Annotated in this window: 14 protein-coding genes and 1 tRNA gene; 5 read left to right on the top strand and 10 right to left on the bottom strand. The window is 68.4% G+C overall.

From position 1 onward, the window contains the following. Positions 1-22 precede the first annotated feature (22 nt). The 3 genes from ACLBW1_RS04240 to ACLBW1_RS04230 are packed head-to-tail and all read right to left on the bottom strand — an operon-like array spanning position 23 to position 3,450. A complete protein-coding gene (locus tag ACLBW1_RS04240; protein ID WP_447810270.1) occupies positions 23-1,561 on the bottom strand; it encodes a flavin-containing monooxygenase in 1,539 nt (512 codons plus the stop codon). 5 nt (positions 1,562-1,566) lie between these two features. After that, entirely contained in the window at positions 1,567-2,466 is a 900-nt protein-coding gene (locus ACLBW1_RS04235; RefSeq protein WP_447810269.1) for an SDR family NAD(P)-dependent oxidoreductase, read from the bottom strand. After that, on the bottom strand, positions 2,467-3,450 hold the full coding sequence (locus ACLBW1_RS04230) for an alpha/beta hydrolase fold domain-containing protein (protein ID WP_447810268.1): 984 nt from the start codon (positions 3,448-3,450) through the stop codon (positions 2,467-2,469). A 102-nt stretch (positions 3,451-3,552) separates the two neighbouring features. Here ACLBW1_RS04230 and ACLBW1_RS04225 point away from each other — a divergent pair, with 102 nt between their 5' ends. Further along, the gene (locus ACLBW1_RS04225) at positions 3,553-4,272 is read left to right on the top strand and encodes a MerR family transcriptional regulator (protein WP_447810266.1); all 720 of its coding nucleotides are present in this window, start codon (positions 3,553-3,555) and stop codon (positions 4,270-4,272) included. Between the two features lie 7 nt (positions 4,273-4,279). Here ACLBW1_RS04225 and ACLBW1_RS04220 read toward each other — a convergent pair whose 3' ends face one another. From ACLBW1_RS04220 to ACLBW1_RS04200, 5 genes are all read right to left on the bottom strand, one after another. Next, positions 4,280-5,635, bottom strand: coding sequence for a UDP-glucose dehydrogenase family protein (locus tag ACLBW1_RS04220; RefSeq protein WP_447810265.1), 1,356 nt, complete (start codon positions 5,633-5,635; stop codon positions 4,280-4,282). 131 nt (positions 5,636-5,766) lie between these two features. Further along, positions 5,767-6,336: a dCTP deaminase gene (gene dcd / locus ACLBW1_RS04215; RefSeq protein ID WP_045821360.1), complete on the bottom strand. Its 570-nt coding sequence runs from the start codon at positions 6,334-6,336 to the stop codon at positions 5,767-5,769. Between the two features lie 23 nt (positions 6,337-6,359). Continuing rightward, positions 6,360-7,817 (bottom strand): DUF222 domain-containing protein, encoded by a 1,458-nt coding sequence (locus tag ACLBW1_RS04210; protein WP_447810263.1) that lies wholly within the window; start codon positions 7,815-7,817, stop codon positions 6,360-6,362. Between the two features lie 133 nt (positions 7,818-7,950). Beyond that, the gene (locus ACLBW1_RS04205) at positions 7,951-8,997 is read right to left on the bottom strand and encodes a PHP domain-containing protein (protein WP_447810262.1); all 1,047 of its coding nucleotides are present in this window, start codon (positions 8,995-8,997) and stop codon (positions 7,951-7,953) included. A gap of 38 nt (positions 8,998-9,035) precedes the next feature. Next, positions 9,036-10,589, bottom strand: coding sequence for a carboxylesterase/lipase family protein (locus tag ACLBW1_RS04200; protein WP_447810261.1), 1,554 nt, complete (start codon positions 10,587-10,589; stop codon positions 9,036-9,038). Positions 10,590-10,796: 207 nt separating this feature from the next. On the opposite strand from ACLBW1_RS04200, the gene ACLBW1_RS04195 reads away from it, so the two are divergent. After that, positions 10,797-10,870, top strand: a tRNA-Gly gene (locus ACLBW1_RS04195). 62 nt (positions 10,871-10,932) lie between these two features. Here ACLBW1_RS04195 and ACLBW1_RS04190 read toward each other — a convergent pair. Then, positions 10,933-11,199: a hypothetical protein gene (locus ACLBW1_RS04190; RefSeq protein ID WP_447810260.1), complete on the bottom strand. Its 267-nt coding sequence runs from the start codon at positions 11,197-11,199 to the stop codon at positions 10,933-10,935. Positions 11,200-11,361: 162 nt separating this feature from the next. Between ACLBW1_RS04190 and ACLBW1_RS04185 the strand changes: the two genes are divergently transcribed. From ACLBW1_RS04185 to ACLBW1_RS04175, 3 genes are all read left to right on the top strand, one after another. Next, on the top strand, positions 11,362-12,615 hold the full coding sequence (locus ACLBW1_RS04185; RefSeq protein WP_447810259.1) for a hypothetical protein: 1,254 nt from the start codon (positions 11,362-11,364) through the stop codon (positions 12,613-12,615). A gap of 258 nt (positions 12,616-12,873) precedes the next feature. Further along, complete coding sequence (locus ACLBW1_RS04180; protein ID WP_447810258.1) at positions 12,874-14,199, top strand: lipase family protein; 1,326 nt, start codon at positions 12,874-12,876, stop codon at positions 14,197-14,199. Positions 14,200-14,413: 214 nt separating this feature from the next. Beyond that, on the top strand, positions 14,414-15,751 hold the full coding sequence (locus ACLBW1_RS04175) for a hypothetical protein (protein WP_447810257.1): 1,338 nt from the start codon (positions 14,414-14,416) through the stop codon (positions 15,749-15,751). Here ACLBW1_RS04175 and ACLBW1_RS04170 read toward each other — a convergent pair whose 3' ends face one another. After that, positions 15,752-16,738, bottom strand: coding sequence for a GlxA family transcriptional regulator (locus ACLBW1_RS04170; RefSeq protein ID WP_447810256.1), 987 nt, complete (start codon positions 16,736-16,738; stop codon positions 15,752-15,754). Positions 16,739-16,770 lie beyond the last annotated feature (32 nt).

The following is a 16,770-nucleotide window of genomic DNA, read 5'->3' as shown; positions in this document are numbered from 1 at the left end:
CGGTCGGGCTCGAGATTATCACTCAGACGCGGGACACCCGGGCGTGCGATGCGCGATCGTCGAGGGCCACCGCGGTGAAGTCCCTGGTCAGATCGACCCTGCGCATCTGAGCGACGTACTGTGTGGCGAAACCCGGGTACATGGTCGCGTTGAAGCCGTCAGCGGTGAGATACCAACTGCTGCACCCCGAGTTCCACGTGGTCTTCGTCAGTCGACGCTGGATGTCGGCGTTGTGCTGATCCTGGGCGTCGCGTCGCACGTCGAGCACCGCGAGCCGCCGCCGCAGCACGGTGGTGACCGCCATCACGATCGCATCGATCTGCGCCTCCATGTAGACCAGTGCCGAGCTGTGCCCGGGGCCCGAATTGGGGCCGAAGGTGAAGTAGAGGTTCGGATACCCCGACACGGCGAAGCTGCGGTAGGCGTAGGCGCCGCGCGCGAACTCGTCGCCGAGCACCCGTCCCTCGCGACCTGTGATGGGGATCGGCGATCCCTGCTTGGACACCTCGAAGCCGGTCGCGAACACCAGGCAGTCGAATTGGTGCTCGACACCCTCCACCGTGCGAACACCGCGTTCGCTGATGCGCGCGATGGGCCAGGTGATGAGGCGACAGTTGTCCTTCTGCAGTGCCGGGTAGTACTTGCTGGTCATCAACAGCCGCTTGCACCCGGCACGGAAGTCGGGGGTGAGCTGGCGCCGCATCCACGGATCGCTCACCTGCGCACGCATGTTCACCTTCGAGACCGCCTCGACGACCCTCGTCAGGGGCGAGTTCCAGACGACACCCAGGGCGACCGATTCGTGGCCCCAGTACCAGGCGGTGCGCGCGGCCGACTGCAGGAGCGGTACCCGCCTGTACGCCTTGCGGGTTCGGGAGCTGACCGCCGGATTGAGGCGCGGGAGAACCCATCCGGGGGTCCGCTGGAACACCGACACCTGCGCGGCCCGCTCGACCAGTTCCGGGATGATCTGCACAGCACTGGCACCGGTGCCGATCACACCGACCTTCTTGCCGGTGAAGTCGTAGTCGTGGTCCCAGTCGGCGCTGTGCATCCGCTTGCCGGTGAACTCCTCGATACCCCGGATGTCGGGGTAACCCGGTGTCGACAGCGGGCCCGACGCGACGACGACCGTGCGCGCGAAGACCGGTTCGGCGCCCTCGATCGCCACCTCCCACACGCCGTTGGGCTCGTCGAACACGACGCCGGTCACCGTCGACCGATAGCGGATGCGGCGGTCGAGATCATGATCGGCGACCATGCGGTCGATGTAGCGCAGGATCTCCTCGCTGCCCGAATAGGTGTGTGACCACTCGGGATTCGGTGCGAACGAGAACGAGTAGAGCCGCGACGGGATGTCGCACGCCGCGCCCGGGTAGGTGTTGTCGCGCCAGGTGCCACCGGGGCGGGTGTCGCGCTCGATGAGGACGAACTCCTCGACGCCGGCCTGCTGCAGCCGGATGGCGGCGCCGATGCCGGCGAAACCGGCTCCGATGATGACGGTCTCGTAGACGGGCGCGTCGGCGAGATCGCGGGGACTGGTGGTCGAGTCGTCGGCCATGCGGTTCACACTCCTGGTGCGGTGGTGGTGGATGTCGTGTGGGCAGCGGTGCCAGGCGACGTCCCCGTGGTGGGGGCGACGGCGGGCAGGAGCCGGTTCAGCAGACCCGCACCGGCGGTGTAGGTGCGGGGCAGATGGCGTTTGGCGGCCCAGATGGCCTTCGCGTCGAGCTGCGGGACGACGTAGAGCTGTCCGCGGTCGTGGGCGTCGAGGGTGCCGCGCGCGACACGTTCGGGCGACAACCCGGTCCAGCGCATGAGGGTCCCGGCGAGGCGACCCGCCTCCGCGGTGATGCGGCCGTCGACGGCGACGTTGGTCTTGACGAACGTCGGGCACAGCACCGTGACCGCGAGCCCGGTGCCACCGAGTTCGGCGGCGATGGTCTCCGACAGCGCCAGCACACCCGCCTTGCCGACGTTGTAGGCGGCCATGCCGGGAGCGGCGGAGAACGCGGCGGTCGAGGCGACGTTGATCAGGCCGCCACGACCCGCGCGCCGCAGCTGCGGGACGAACTTCTCCGAGCCGTAGACCATGCCCCAGAGGTTGATCCCGAGCGCCCACTGCCAGTCCTCGAGACCGATCTCGCCCACCGGTCGGCCGCCGATCCCGACGCCGGCATTGTTGATCATCAGCGAGGTCGGTCCGCCGAGTAGTTCCTCGGCGCGCTCGGCGAGGGCGTCGATGTCGTCGGTGCGGGAGACGTCGCAGAACACGGCATGCGCCGTCCCGGATCCGGCACGTTCGATCATCTCGACGGTCTCGGCGATGCGGTCGTGGTCGATGTCGGAGCAGACGACCTCACCGCCGCGGCGGGCCAGCTCGAGGGCGAAGGCGCGGCCGATGCCGCTGCCCGCGCCGGTGACGACCGCTTTGGCCTGTCGGGTCCGGGGGATGGTGCGTCCCATTCATGCACTCCGTCGCTTGGTGGTGTGGTCAGGTGTCGTGGCGTGGTCGCGGCGCAACGCGCCGGCGAGGAAGACCGCGGCCGCGGCGACCGCGCGGTCGGCCTCGGGGATGAGGCGGTCGAAGGCCTGGAAGACGTGCATCTGTCCCGGCCAGATCTGCAGTTCGCATCGCCCGCCGGCCGCGGTGACGACCTCGGCGACCCGGCGCGCATCGGCGCTCAACATCTCCGCGCCACCGGCCTGCACCAGCATCGGCGGCAGCACCGAGCCCTTCGCGAGGTCGAGTCGCAGTCGCGGTCCGTCATGGTCGGCGCCCCGCGTGTAGTGGCCGACCAGGCGTGCCGCGGCTCGCGCGGAGATCATGGGGTCACGGCGGACACGTTCGCGCTCGGCGGCCAGCGCCAGGGTCAGGTCGAACAGCGGCGACATCATCACCACCGCGCCGGGCTGGGGCGCGCCGTCGCGCGCGTTGCAGGCGAGCAGATCGAGGATGAGGTGGCCGCCTGCGGAATCGCCCGCGAGCACGATGTCGCCGGGTTCGTGTCCGGTGGCGAGCAACCACCGGTAGGCCGCGGCGACGTCGTCGGCCGCAGCCGGGAAGAGATGCTCGGGTGCGAGTCGATAGTCGACGCTGAACGCGGCGAGGCCCGACGCCTTCGACAGGCGGGCCACCAACGCCCGGTGGGTGGCGGCCGAGCAGATGGCGAACGCCGAGCCGTGAACGTAGAGGATGACCCGGCGGGTGTCCCGGACACCGCGGTGGCGTACCCACTCGCCGCGGATCGGGGCGCCGTCGGCGGTGGCGGTACGCACCCGGTCGACCTGGGTGCCCGCGGGCACCCGACCGCCGAGGCGCATGGTGGTCGCGACCAGTCGTCGGGTGAACCGCACGCCCTGCGAGGTGGCGGGGACACGGTCGGCCAACGGGGGCAACCACAGGGAGGTGGAGGTGACCAGAGCACGTGATCGGAGGGAGCTTCTCACGACGACGAGACCACCACAGATGGTTACACTTGTCAATGTAACGTTTAGTCATGTGACAAACGTCGATGGCAGCGGTCTACCTGGCGGTATGCTTCAGCGCTGATGACTGAGTATCGGATCGACGACCTGGCGCGTGCCGCCGGGACGACCACGCGCAACGTTCGTGGGTATCAGGACCGGGGGCTGCTGCCCCGGCCCGCGAAGCGTGGTCGGATCGCGATCTACACCGACAACCACCTCGCCCGACTGACCCTCATCAACAACCTCCTCAAGCGTGGCTTCACCGCACGCCACATCGCCGATTTCATCCGCGGGATGCAGCGCGGCGACGGTCTGGCGGAGGTGCTCGGCATCGAGGAGATCCTCGCCGAACCATGGGCGAAGACGAAGACCGAACGCATCTCGGCCGAGGCGTTGGAATCGATCCTGGGGTCGTCCGACGCGGCCGATTACGCGGCGATGATCGACCTCGGACTGCTCGAGCGCGACGGCGAGGACTACGTGCTGCTCGACCGCGACACCGTCTACGGCATGGGCCGGTTGATCGAGTTGGGTCTGGTCCTGCACTCGCTGGTGAAGGTGTTCGGCAAACTCGACGAGAACCTCGACGGCGCTGCGCAGACGCTGATCTCGGCCGCACGCGACGAGTTCGTGGCCCGACGCGGCGACGGGTGGATCCCCCGCGGCGACGAGGAATCGGAGTGGGCCGCGGTGCTCGTCACCGAGATGCGCGCGGTGGCCACGAAGACCGCGCACAACGCGCTCAACCGCGCACTCGACCGCACTCTGCAGGAAGAGCTGAAGGACTACCTCGGTAGTTGATCCGTCGTCAGCGGGTATGCGCGGGCGGCGCCACGACGCGCGGTGTGCCGCCGAGTCCGTGGTATTCCCAGCCCGCGTTCATCCACACCGCCGGATCGAGGCAGCGCCGGCCGTCGATGATGACCTTCTTGCGCACCACCGGTTCCAGATCGGCCGGCTTGAGTTCCAGGAACTCGGCCCACTCGGTCAGCACCAACACCGCGTCGGCCAGATGACACGCATCCCGCGCGGAATCGGTGTAATCCAGGGTCGGGAACAGCTTGCGCGAGTTCGCCATCGCCTTCGGGTCGTACACGCTCACCGCCGCACCCTTGAGCTGTAGCTGACCCGCCACGTTCAACGCCGGCGAATCCCGCACATCATCACTCTCGGGTTTGAACGCCGCACCCAACACCGCGATGTTCGACCCCAACAGACTCCCGCCACACGCCACCGTCGCCAACTCCACCATCGCCGTCCGACGACGCATGTTGATCGAATCGACCTCACGCAGGAACGTCAACGCCTGCGACGCACCGAGTTCACCGGCACGCGCCATGAACGCCCGGATGTCCTTCGGCAGACAACCACCACCGAAACCCAGTCCCGCATTGAGGAATCGGCGACCGATCCGCTGGTCGTACCCGATCGCATCCGCCAACGTCGACACATCGGCACCGGCCGCCTCACACACCTCGCTCATCGCGTTGATGAACGAGATCTTCGTGGCCAAAAACGCATTCGCCGACACCTTCACCAACTCCGCAGTCGCGAGATCAGTACGCAGGAAGGGGGTTTCCGCCGCGAGGATCGTCGCGTAGACCTCCTCCACCTTCGCCACCACCGCGTCGGGATCACCGTCGGGATCGAGACCCAACACGATCCGATCAGGCCGCAGGGTGTCGGCGACCGCGAAACCCTCCCGGAGGAACTCCGGGTTCCACGCGACGGAGATGTCGGCGTCGGTACCCGACGCCGCGATCCGCTTCTTGATCTCCACCGACGTACCCACCGGCACCGTCGACTTCCCGATCAACAGATGCGACCCCGTCAGACGCGCCGCGAGTTCGTCCACGACCGAGAACACATACTTCAGATCGGCGGCGTACTCACCACGCTTCTGCGGCGTCCCGACCCCCAGGAAATGCACATCGGCGAACGCCGCCGCCTCATCGAAGTCGGTCGTGAAATGCAACCGACCCGATTCCAGGCTCCGGGCCAACACCTCGGGCAACCCCGGCTCGTAGAACGGCACCTCACCCCGGGCGAGCATCGCCACCTTCTCGGCGTCGACATCGACACCGAGCACGTCGTGGCCCAACTCGGCCATACAGGCAGCATGGGTGGCACCGAGATAGCCGCACCCGAAGACAGTCATCCTCATGGCGGGGACACTACAAGGCGAATCTCGTTGGTCGCCAACCCAACAGTGCGGTGTGGAACGTCCGTATGAACGTCAGCCGACACCGGCATTACCGACATGTGACATCACCTGCCGAAGCTGCAGATCGGTGATCAGGAATTGCCGAAGTTCAAGTACGCCTTCGATGGCGTGGGACCGCGCTGGCCCTGGTACTTGGACCCGACGGAGGCGCTGCCGTAGGGGTTCTCGGCGGGGCTCGACAGTCGGATGAGACACAGCTGGCCGATCTTCATGCCGGGCCACAGGGTGATGGGCAGGTTGGCGACGTTCGACAGCTCCAGGGTGATGTGGCCGGTGAAGCCCGGATCGATGAAGCCGGCCGTCGAGTGTGTCAGCAGGCCGAGGCGACCCAGCGACGACTTGCCCTCCAGGCGCCCGGCGAGGTCGTCGGGGAGGGTGCAGACCTCGAGGGTGGAACCGAGCACGAACTCGCCGGGGTGCAGCACGAACGGTTCGCCCTCGGGGGGCTCGACGAGACTGGTCAGCTCGTCCTGCCGCTGCGCGGGATCGATGTGGGTGTAGCGGGTGTTGTTGAACACCCGGAACAACCCGTCGAGGCGCACGTCGACGCTCGACGGCTGCACCAGCGCCGGGTCGTACGGCGCGAGCGCCAACCGGCCGCTGTCCAGTTCGGCACGGATGTCACGGTCGGAGAGCAGCATGGGCACGAGGTTAACGCAGGGGTTCAGGTGACCCACGGGTCGCGCCGTGCGGGACCCGCACGGTCGTCGCAGACGCGTTCCCACGCCTCGGCGAGGAGCTCGTCGGGGTGATGGGCGTGGTTGATCCTCGGCGTGCGCGTGGGATCGATCGCAGCCGGCGGGATCCAGGCGACGCGACCCCGGTATCGGCCCTCGGTGACCAGTTCGGTCCGCCATTGATGGGGTGCGTCACCTGCCATCGGGTGGTGGTCGAAGCAGGCGGCGCCCAGGTTGGTGAGGTCGGTGGGGCCTCCGGAGCTCCATTCGTCGAGATGATGGGCCTGGGTGCGGGTGACGGCGACGCGGCAACCGGGGAACGTACATCCGCGCGACCGCAGCCATTCGGCGATGCGCTGGGCCACCGTGGCCAGGCGCCTGGTGCGACCGAGGTAGAGCGGTAGGCCCGTCGGATCGAGGATCGCGAGGAATGCGCTGTTGTTCTTCGCGAGCTCGACCACATCGTCGACGGGCATCTGCGCTCCGGTGGTCGTGTCGGCGAGGCCGGCCATCTCGAGGAGTTGGTCGTAGGTCATCGTGGCGACCACCTGCGCCGGCGAACCGTTGCTCGAACCGAGGGTTCCGGTGGCGATCACGCGCGACAACATCGCCGAGAGGGCGTCGTGTCGACGCTGCGGGGCCGAGCGGGTGTCGCCTGCCGCGGCGGCCTCGGCCACATCTCGATCGGTGCCGGGGTCGGTGCGCGATCCGGCCGGCGACTCGGGGTCGTCGGGGTTGTTCATGCCGGGCGCGGCCCAGGCGTCGAGGAGGACGTCGAGCATGGCTCGCGTGGCGGGGTCGAGGGTGGCGGTGAGCTTCGACATCAGGGCCGCGTCCTGCTGCGACAGCGACAGTCCGCGACGCCGCGCGCGGTCACCGTCGTCGGTGAGTGATCCGTCGGGGTCCAGGTGGGCCAGCAGTCGGTCGCCGACGTTCCCGACGTCCTTCGGGCACAGGTCGCGCGCGAGGCGGACCATGGTCGCCTCAGCATCGTCGCGCGTGTCACCGTCGACCGCGGAGGGGATTTTGTCCAGCACCGACAACACCGCGTCGGCGGCCTGCTCCGACAGCGACCCGTCGTAGACCCCCATCGCGACGTCGAAGTGAGCCGGCTCCTGGATCTGCCCGGTGATGCCCGTCGTGGGGCAGGTGGCCGCCGCCACCCGAACACGTCGGTTCGCCTCGGTCGCCGACAGGTGTAGCTCGCCGCTGAGCATGGAAGTGACTCGGCGATACCCCCATTCGGAGTACGAACCACGTGAGGCGATCTCGGCCACCACGTTGTGTGACACCACGCCGAGCTTGCGGCCCACGCGTTCGATCGTGTGCATGAGCTCGCGCAGTTCGCTGTCGGTCAGGCGGGACATCGACCCGGCCTGCAGCTCCTCGACGGTCTCCTCGACGGCGAACAGCATGCCCGCCAACGATTCCGCCACGAATGGCATCGCCGTCACCGACATCGCGCCACCCCCGTCCATCCATCCAGCTACTCCCCCGAGCGCTTGTCCCAATGTAGAACAGGGGTCCGACAAAGACCGAAAACTGTTGTCTGGCCTGTCGACAACTCTTGTCGGCGGATTACCTCTCCGAGGCCCACTCGAGCACTCGCTCGACAGGCCAGGTGGTCACGATGCGCTCAGCAGGGATGCCGTGTTGCTCGGCGCGTTCACATCCCAGCGCCTTGAAATCCAGTTGTCCCGGCGCGTGGGCGTCGGAGTCGATGGCGAACAGGCACCCGAGGTCGCGGGCGATCTCGATGAGATCGTCAGGTGGGTCGACGCGTTCGGGTCGCGAGTTGATCTCCACCGCGGTCCCCGTCAGCGCGCAGGCCTCGAACACCGCGTGCGGATCGAAACGCGATTGCGGCCGCTCGCCTCGCCCGCCCGTCACGAGGCGTCCGGTGCAGTGCCCGAGGACGTTGACACGCGGGTCGCTCACCGCGGTGAGCATGCGTCTGGTCATCGGTCCGCGGTCCATCTTCAGGTTCGAATGGACTGATGCGGTGACGATCTCGAGGCGGTCGAGCATGTCGTCGGTCTGGTCGAGGGCGCCGTCGTCGAGGATGTCGACCTCGATGCCGGTGAGCAGGCGGACATCGCCATCGCGGGCGGCGTTGATGTCTGCGACGACCTCGATCTGGTGGGTGAGCCGTTCCGCCGACAGACCGTTGGCCACCCGCAGGCGCGGTGAATGGTCGGTCAGCGCAAGCCATTCCTGTCCGAGTGCCGCTGCAGCATCGACCATCTCGTCGATCGAGGCTCCCCCGTCGCTCCAGTTCGAGTGGGCGTGGAGATCGCCGCGCAGCGCCGCGTAGAGCTCGGTGCCACCCGTGGCGAGGGGCGCGGCCTCGGTCTGCAGGGTGTGCAGGCGCGCCGGCACCTTCCCGCGGATCGCCTCGTTGATCACCGTCGCCGTCGACGTCCCGATGCCGCTGATCTCACCGATCGCGTGGCGCTCGACCCGCGCGCGCGTCTCGTCGATCCCGAGCTGCGCCACGATCCCGGCCGCCTTGCGGAACGCCTCCACGCGATAGGTGCTCGCGCGGGCCCGCTCCATGTGGAACGCGACCCGCAAGAGCGCGTCGTACGGCGTCATGGGGGCGGTCAGATCGGAGACGGGCCTCATGCACCCAGTCTCCCACCGCCGTCAGACGTGGCAGGGCGTCACTGCCCCCACACGCCGCAGTGATGTAGGGCGTCGAACCCGGCGCGCATCGACGACCCCGGGGTGTCGATCGAGAGGAAGCGTTCGTCGGACGTCCATGTCGGTAGACCGGGACCGTTCGGTTGGCCGGTGCGGGCGAAGGTCGTCCACTGCGCCTTCATCTGCCGGGCCAGGGCGGCCGACGCCCCGGTCCACGGGACCGGCACGCCGCCGAGGCGAGAGAACAGGAACGGGATCTCCGCGGCGTGGAACGACCCCGACAGCACGGGATTCGACCGCCCGAGGGGTGCCGCGGCGAAACGGTACTGCCACACCTTCGCGCCACCCGCACGTGCCGCGGCGGTGGTCGCCGAGGCCGCGCAGGCGAACAGGGAGTCGGTGTACACCGCGGCCAGCGCATCGGCCGGTGCGCGATACCGCGTGAGCGGGTAGGCCGCGAGCACCGCGTCGGCGCGATCGGGGTAGACCCTGCGCACCGTGGAGCGGAAGCTCTCCGCCGTGGGGATGCGGCCGTTGGCGTATTCGAAGAGCGCCACGAACAGCCGACCCTCGTCGGCGTTGCTGCCGATGATCAAGGGGATGTCGGACGCGGCGCCGTCCCGCAGCGCATCGTCGGGGGTCTTCGTCAGTACGACGTCGTCGATGAAGGGCGTCCACGTGGCCAGCGGGCTGTCGAACTTGGTCGTCGGAGAGTCGAGAAGCTTGTCGACGGGCAGCTGTCGTAGGCACGCCAGGCGGGTTCGGGGGTCTCCGCATCCCATGCTCGCTGCGTACTTCTCCGAACGCTGATAGCCGATCTCTTTGCGAGGCGGCACGAGTGGGCTCCGTACGCACGGCCCGCTCTCGATGATGGCCTTCTGGAACAACCCGCGTGAACCGGGCGCCGAGATCTGGGTGCAGACGCTCATCGCACCCGCCGATTCGCCGAACAGGGTGACATCGTTCGGGTTGCCCCCGAATCGGCCGATGTTGTCGCGCACCCAACGCAGGGCGAACTGTTGATCCTGGGTGCCGTATGTACCGGTGGCACCACCGGATTCGGCCGCCAACTCGGGCAGCGCCATGAACCCGAACGGGCCGAGACGGTAGTTGGGCACGGCGATGATGACGTTGCCGGTGCGCGCCATCTCCGCGGGTGAGTCGTACTGTGCGTTGGAGCCAAGGACGTAGGCGCCGCCGTAGAGGTACACCATCACCGGGAGCTGTTGTGTCGCAGCGGAATCAGGGACGTACAGGTCGACGCTGAGGCAGTTCTCGCTGTTGATGAACGGCGACAACGCCGGCGGGATGCCACCCGGCAACGACTGTGGGCATTGCGCACTGTGCGTGGTGGCTCGTTTCACCCCGCGCCACGGTGCCGCGGGTCGCGGTGCGGCGAAACGTGCTGCCTGGGCGAACGGCACCCCCAGGTACTGCGTGATGCCGTCCGCGCGGGCGCCGCTCACCGCGCCGCCGGCCACCGACACCACCGGCGTGCGCGCCGACGCCACCGGTGCGACGAGGAACGAGCAGATGACGGCGGCCACCAGGGCCGAGCACAACCGAGTACGCACACTTCCTCCATAGCCGTTGAGTTCGTCCATCAAGCCACGGGGACACTCCTGCTCGGAATGGTTTTGTGGTGAAACTACTACCGATCACATTTGGACGGACGCCGCTTGTCACTTCCCACAGTCGGCTCGGGCCGCACGCCTGAGCAGCGCGATCGCCGACCCACACCTCGGGCTTTGCTAGGCTTTCGCTGCGCGGTCGACGCGCACGCCGATGTAGTTCAATGGCAGAACATCAGCTTCCCAAGCTGAATACGCGGGTTCGATTCCCGTCATCGGCTCCAGGTTCGCGCCGAAAGTCTCCCGCCCCGCAGATTGTCTGAGCGGTAACCGGCTCACCGACGATCTACACACGCCGTACGAGCGCGAAGCCGACTACGACGCCCACACAGATGAGCGCGCCGACGACGGCCACGACCATTCCCGTCGCGCTCGGGTCGTCGCAGGAGATCAGCACGGACGCCGGTTCGGGGCCGATGATCTCCCTGACGTCTTGCGTGAGGCATCGCTGGTGCTCACGGGAGGCTGCCACCCGGAGCGCGACACCGATCACCATCAGCACGAGACCGGCGACGGCCCCGGTCGCGAAGACCGCTCGACTGTTCGTGGTCACGACTCGCAGAGTGCCATCTCCCTGCGGGTGTCAGCTGCACAACCCGATCGCCTCGCCGCCGTATTTGCTGCATACGTCCGTTTTTCCAATGTAGGTACTGTGCCGTACTAACGGTGCTACGTTCCGCTCGCCCCCCAGGTCAGAGCGAAAGGTCCCCCACCCATGTCTGCCATCCTCCGAAGTCGCACGACCCTGTTGCCCCTCGCCGCCGCGGCTGCCGCCGGCGCCATCCTCTTGCCCGCCGCGATACCCGCGTCGGCCGCCAGTGGCTTTGGCTCACAGGTGGTCTCCGAATCCCAGGCGCTCGTCGGATCGGCGACGAACACGGTCGTCACCTCTGCCGCCGAACTCCTGGCGCAGACGCCCACCCTGCTGAAGACACTTCCCCTCACCGACACGTCGAGCATCGTCGCCGCCCCCGCGTCGCGCGCCCTCCTCGGACCTGCCCTCGCCGCCGCGTCCGACCCGACGGCCGACCTCCTCGCCGCCCTGCAGTCCGCGATCACCAAGCTCGGTACCGCGCTGTCAGACGCGCCGCGCAACCTCACCATCACGGCCGGCCAACTCCTCGACGGCGACGTCCGGGCGGCGCTGCAGATGTTCTCCAACATCCTGATCCAGCCGATCGTCCTGATCGGCCTGCTCGACCTGCCCAACATCGCCTCGGCGTCGTCGCAGCTGAACCCGTTCTTCGCCCCGGTCTTCAACGCGTTCCCCAACATCGCCATCAACATCGTGGTGACCGCGCTGCAGCTGTTCACCAACGCCCGCGAAGGCGTGGCCACCATCTACGAGGGCATCCGCGACGGACTGAAGGCCGGCGACATCGGCGCGGCGGGCGGGGCCATCGCCACCGGGATCTCGAACATCCTGGCGCAGGGCAACACCGACCTGTTCGGCGAGAACGGCGTCATCGCCGCCCTCAAGCAGTCGGGCGACGACTTCCTGAACGCCATCAACCAGCTCGGGAAGCCGGCCACCACCACCACCGACACACTCCGCGTCTCGAACACCGCCGCCGCCGCACCGTCCGCCGAGACCACCACCCAGGTGACCGAAGCGTCGGCGCCGACCGAAGCCGCCACCACTCCCACCGGAACCGCATCGACAGCTTCGAAGACCGAGCCCACGACCGAGACCGACACCGCCGCACCCGAGGCGACCACCCCGGCCACATCGACGACCGAGACCTCGGCGGCGGCAACCTCCCCGTCCGCGACACCGTCGAAGAGTGAGGCCACCGAGAGCACCGCGACCGCCTCGACCCCCGTTGCGACACAGTCGGCTACGGCGGCCGCGTCCGGTAGCGGCGCTGCCGCAACCGACTCCACGACGACCGCACCCGTGTCGGACGCACCTGCCGCGTCGAAGGCGGGGGCAGCTGCACCGTCGGCGTCGGCATCGGTGCCCGAGTGACACCCTGATCCGACCCGTCACCGATCCCGGCGGTGTCCGCCTGCGTGGTGTGTCTCCCGCGCCCGTCGGTCGTCGCCGGGATCGTCGTTTGTGATCGATGACCAAGAGATCTCGAGAACCACTGTTCGTTGCCACGAAACAGCATTGGCTCCTCCGTGACAGGCCACACATGCACCGTGAGCCTGTCTTATAGTCAGCCGCAATCCGAGACCGCTGACCGACGTGAGGGACCACCCCATCGTGAACAACGATCGACTCATGCTCCGACGAGCACGCACCGCGTGTCTGGCCCTCGCGACGGCGACCGCGGTCGCGACGGCGACAGGCGTGGCGGGTACCGCCCAGGCGGCACCGGCTCCGGCGCCCACCCCGGCCGCCTCGTCGGTGAACGACTCCTTCTACACCCCGCCCAGCCCGCTGCCCGCGGGCAAGCCCGGCGACATCATCCGCTCGGAGAACCTCCCAACCGCGATCACCATCCCGAGTCCCGAGGGAGCGGTGCCCGCCAAGGCGACCCGCATCATGTACCGCAGCGTCGACGCGAACGGCGAACCGATCGCCGTCACCGGGTACTACCTGCAGCCCGTGAGCGAGTGGAAGGGGCCCGGTCCACGACCCGTCGTCGCCTACGCGGGCGGCCTGCACGGCCAGGGCGACCAGTGCGCCGCCTCGAAGCTGCTGCAGGAGGGCGTCACCTTCTCCTTCCCCGGCGGGCCGATGGCCGAGATCGAGCAGATCGTCACCCTCAACCTCGTGCGATCCGGTTACGGCGTCGTCTCGAGCGACTACATGGGCGGCGGCACCCCCGGCACCCACACCTTCGGCAACCGGGTCGATCAGGGACATGCCGTCATCGACGCAGCCCGTGCCGCACTGCAACTGCCCGAGGTGTCCCCCGACGCCAAGGTCGCCCTCGCCGGTTACTCCCAGGGTGGCGGCGCCACCGCCGCAGCCGCCGAACTCGTCGGTACCTACGCCCCCGAACTGCCGCTCGTCGGCATCTACACCGGCGGCGTCCCGGCCGACCTGCTGCGCGAGATGAACTACCTCGACGGCAACCGACTCGGAGGCGTCATCGGTTACGCACTCAACGGCGCGAGCTACCGCTACCCCGAGTTCAAGGAACGCGTGTCGACCGTCCTCAACGCCTTCGGCAAGCAGACGATGGCGCAGCTGTCGGGCGAGTGCATCGTGTTGACCTCGGCGCGCGGCAAGCCCAGCACCCGCGACTGGACCGTCTCACGCAAGTCGTTCGGGCAGCTCGTCACCGAGGACCCCATCCTGAGCAAGTACGTCCACATGCAGGACGTCGGCAACCTCAGACCCACTGTGCCGGTGCTTCTCACGGGCAACCCCGACGACCCGACCGTGCCGATCGTCCAGGAGCGCGAGCTGTACTCGAAGTGGTGCGCGAAGGGCGCGACGTCGCTGCAGTACGAGGAGATCCCGTTCCCTGTGCGGCTCATCGGCGCGTCGACGTTCGGGCACGTGGCCGGCGGCATCAGCGGCTTCCAGCGCGCGCTGTCGTGGCTGTCGGATCGCTTCGCCGGCAAGCCCGCGGTCACCGGCTGCTCGAGAGCCTGACACGCAGGCGTCGCCTGCCCACCCGGCGATACCCGCCCACCAACGGCGACATCGAGTCGCGATCGCTAATCGACGTGATCACTGCTTCGGTGCGAGAAGGCCGGGCGCACAACCGTTCCCCCGTTTCGTGGTGTCGACACCAATCGCGCGAAAGACTTGCTACATTTCCGCGAAGATCGGACGCGGGGTCCGGTCATAGCAGTCGGGAGCGCACGTGGCGTCGTCACAGTCAGCAGGCAAGAGCCGTCGACCGAAGGGACGCCACCGGATTCGCAGGCAGTCGACCGCGGTGACCGCCGCGGCGTCGGCGGCCATGGTCGCCGGACTCGTGACCGGAGGGGGCACTGCCGCCGCTGCGCCGTCGTATCAGCTCCTCCCGCAGGACTGCGTGGCCGGCAGCAACGAAGTGAAGTCGAACGTCGACTGCTCCGGATCAACCGCGCCTGTCATCGGGACGCTCGTCAAACAACTGATCCCCGCGCAGGTCTCGCAGGTTCTCACCGCTCTCGGTATCGGCGTCGACAGCGAGGCCGTCGTCGTGCTCGGCAACGGCACCGCGTCGATCAAGGGCGGCGGCTTCGCGATCGCCGCGAACACGCTCTCGGGTCTTCTGCTGCCTCCGGGTGGCACTGCGAAGGCCACCGCGGTCGATCCGTTCAGCGGAGCCGTCGCCATCAGCACGGGGAGCGGGAACGCCACGTCCACAGGCATTCTCGGCGTCGCGATCACCGCGGCCGGCTCGGATGCCACCACGAACGCGTTCGCCCTCGGCGGTCTCGCGACCGCGATCCACGTGAGCGTCCCACTGCTCTCACCGGTCACGAACGTCAGCTGCCTCGCGGTGTTCGGCCAGGCGAGCGCAAGTGGAGTGGGTAGCTGCACCAGCGTGCTGTTCCTCTTCACCCAGCGCAACGCCGCCGGTTCGCCCGTCACCTACTTCTCGATCGCCGACCCGACGTCGTTCACCCTCGGCGACGGCGTCATCCCGATCCCGCGTTTCACGCGCGACCTCATCCGCATCGGCGTGGGTGGCCCGAACGGCATCACCGTCGAGAGCGGCCTCGCACCGCAACTGGGCAGCGGGACGCTCACCCCCTCGCTGCCGGGTGTCCCGGGCGTCCCCGGCATCCCCGGCCTTCCCGGCATCCCCGGCCTTCCCAGCCTGCCGATCTTCACGAAGCAGGCCGCGCAGCAGTCCTCGGGTCAGACCATCACCACGAACCTCCGGACCACGAGCAGGCCTGCGGCACAGAGTGTCTCCCTGGTCGAGACCCAGACCGACCCACCCTCCACCGACGACTCCGCCACGTCGACCGACACCGGTCAGGCCGCGCCGACACCGGTCCAGCCGACGCCGATCAACCCCGTGTCCGAGGCAGGCACCATCACCGCTCCGGGCACCACGCAGTCGACCACGGGAAGCCACCGCAAGCCCGACACCGACACCTCGACGGGGTTCAGCATCACTCCCCCGAGCCCCACGGGCGCGTCGACCTCGGCGAACACCGCTGCCGCACCGGTTTCGGACACGGCGTCGCAGGCTCCCGCCTGATCAGCCGACGCCGGTGAAGGTGCGCCGGTAGGCCGACGGCGACATCCCGATCCCGCGACGCAGGTGGTGGCGGAGGTTGTCGGCACTCCCGAGGCCTGCCAGCGTCGCGACGGCATCGATCGACAGGTCCCTGCGCTCCAACAGTTCACGGGCACGGTCTATCCGCCGTTTGCGGACCCAGGTGCCGGGTGCGTCGCCGGTCTCCTCGCGGAATCGCCGGTTGAAGGTACGGGTGCTCATCCGGGCGTGCGCGGCCAGCTGGGTCACGGTCAGCGGTTCGGTGAGGTTCTCCAGGGCCCACGCGCGCGTCGCGGCGGTCCCCTGATCGCCAGGATCGGGCACCGGTGCCGAGATGAACTGTGCCTGACCACCTTCGCGCCACGGCGGGACCACGCAGTAGCGTGCGACATCGTTGGCGACAGTGCTCCCGTGGTCGGTGCGGATGATGTGCAGACAGAGATCGATACCGGCGGCGAGACCCGCCGAGCTCAACACCCGACCGTCGTCGACGAACAGGACGGCCTCGTCGAGCTCCACGTCGGGGTACACCGCTCGGAAATCGACGGCGGCACGCCAGTGGGTGGTCGCACGGCGACCTGCGAGAAGCCCGGCCGCGGCGAGCACGAACGCGCCGGTGCAGATCGACACGATCCGAGCGGTCGACGGGATGCGAGCCAGCGCCGCATCGAGTTCCGGCGACAGCACGCCGTCTCGGCGCGCCGAGGGATAGCGGGTCCCCGGGACCACCACGGTGTCGGCGGTCGCGAGCAGTTCCGGTCCTCCTGACGGCAGCAGGCCGTATCCGGTGGTGGTCGCAACCGGCCGATCGTCGAGACCGCACGTCACCACGTCGTAGAGCGGATGACCGGAAGCGTCGGCCGCCTGGCCGAACAGGGCCGACGGGATGGTCGCGTCGAACCCGACCGCGGGCGCGAGCAGCAGGACCACCACACGGTGTGGGACCGGTGTTCGCGGAGTGGCAGCCATGGCACGATCTTCACACATTGTGGCATTGCTGC

It is taken from the genome of Williamsia sp. M5A3_1d, assembly GCF_053345315.1.
The sequence above is the reverse complement of the archived record's forward strand: the minus strand, read 5'-3'. Positions and strand labels throughout refer to the sequence as shown.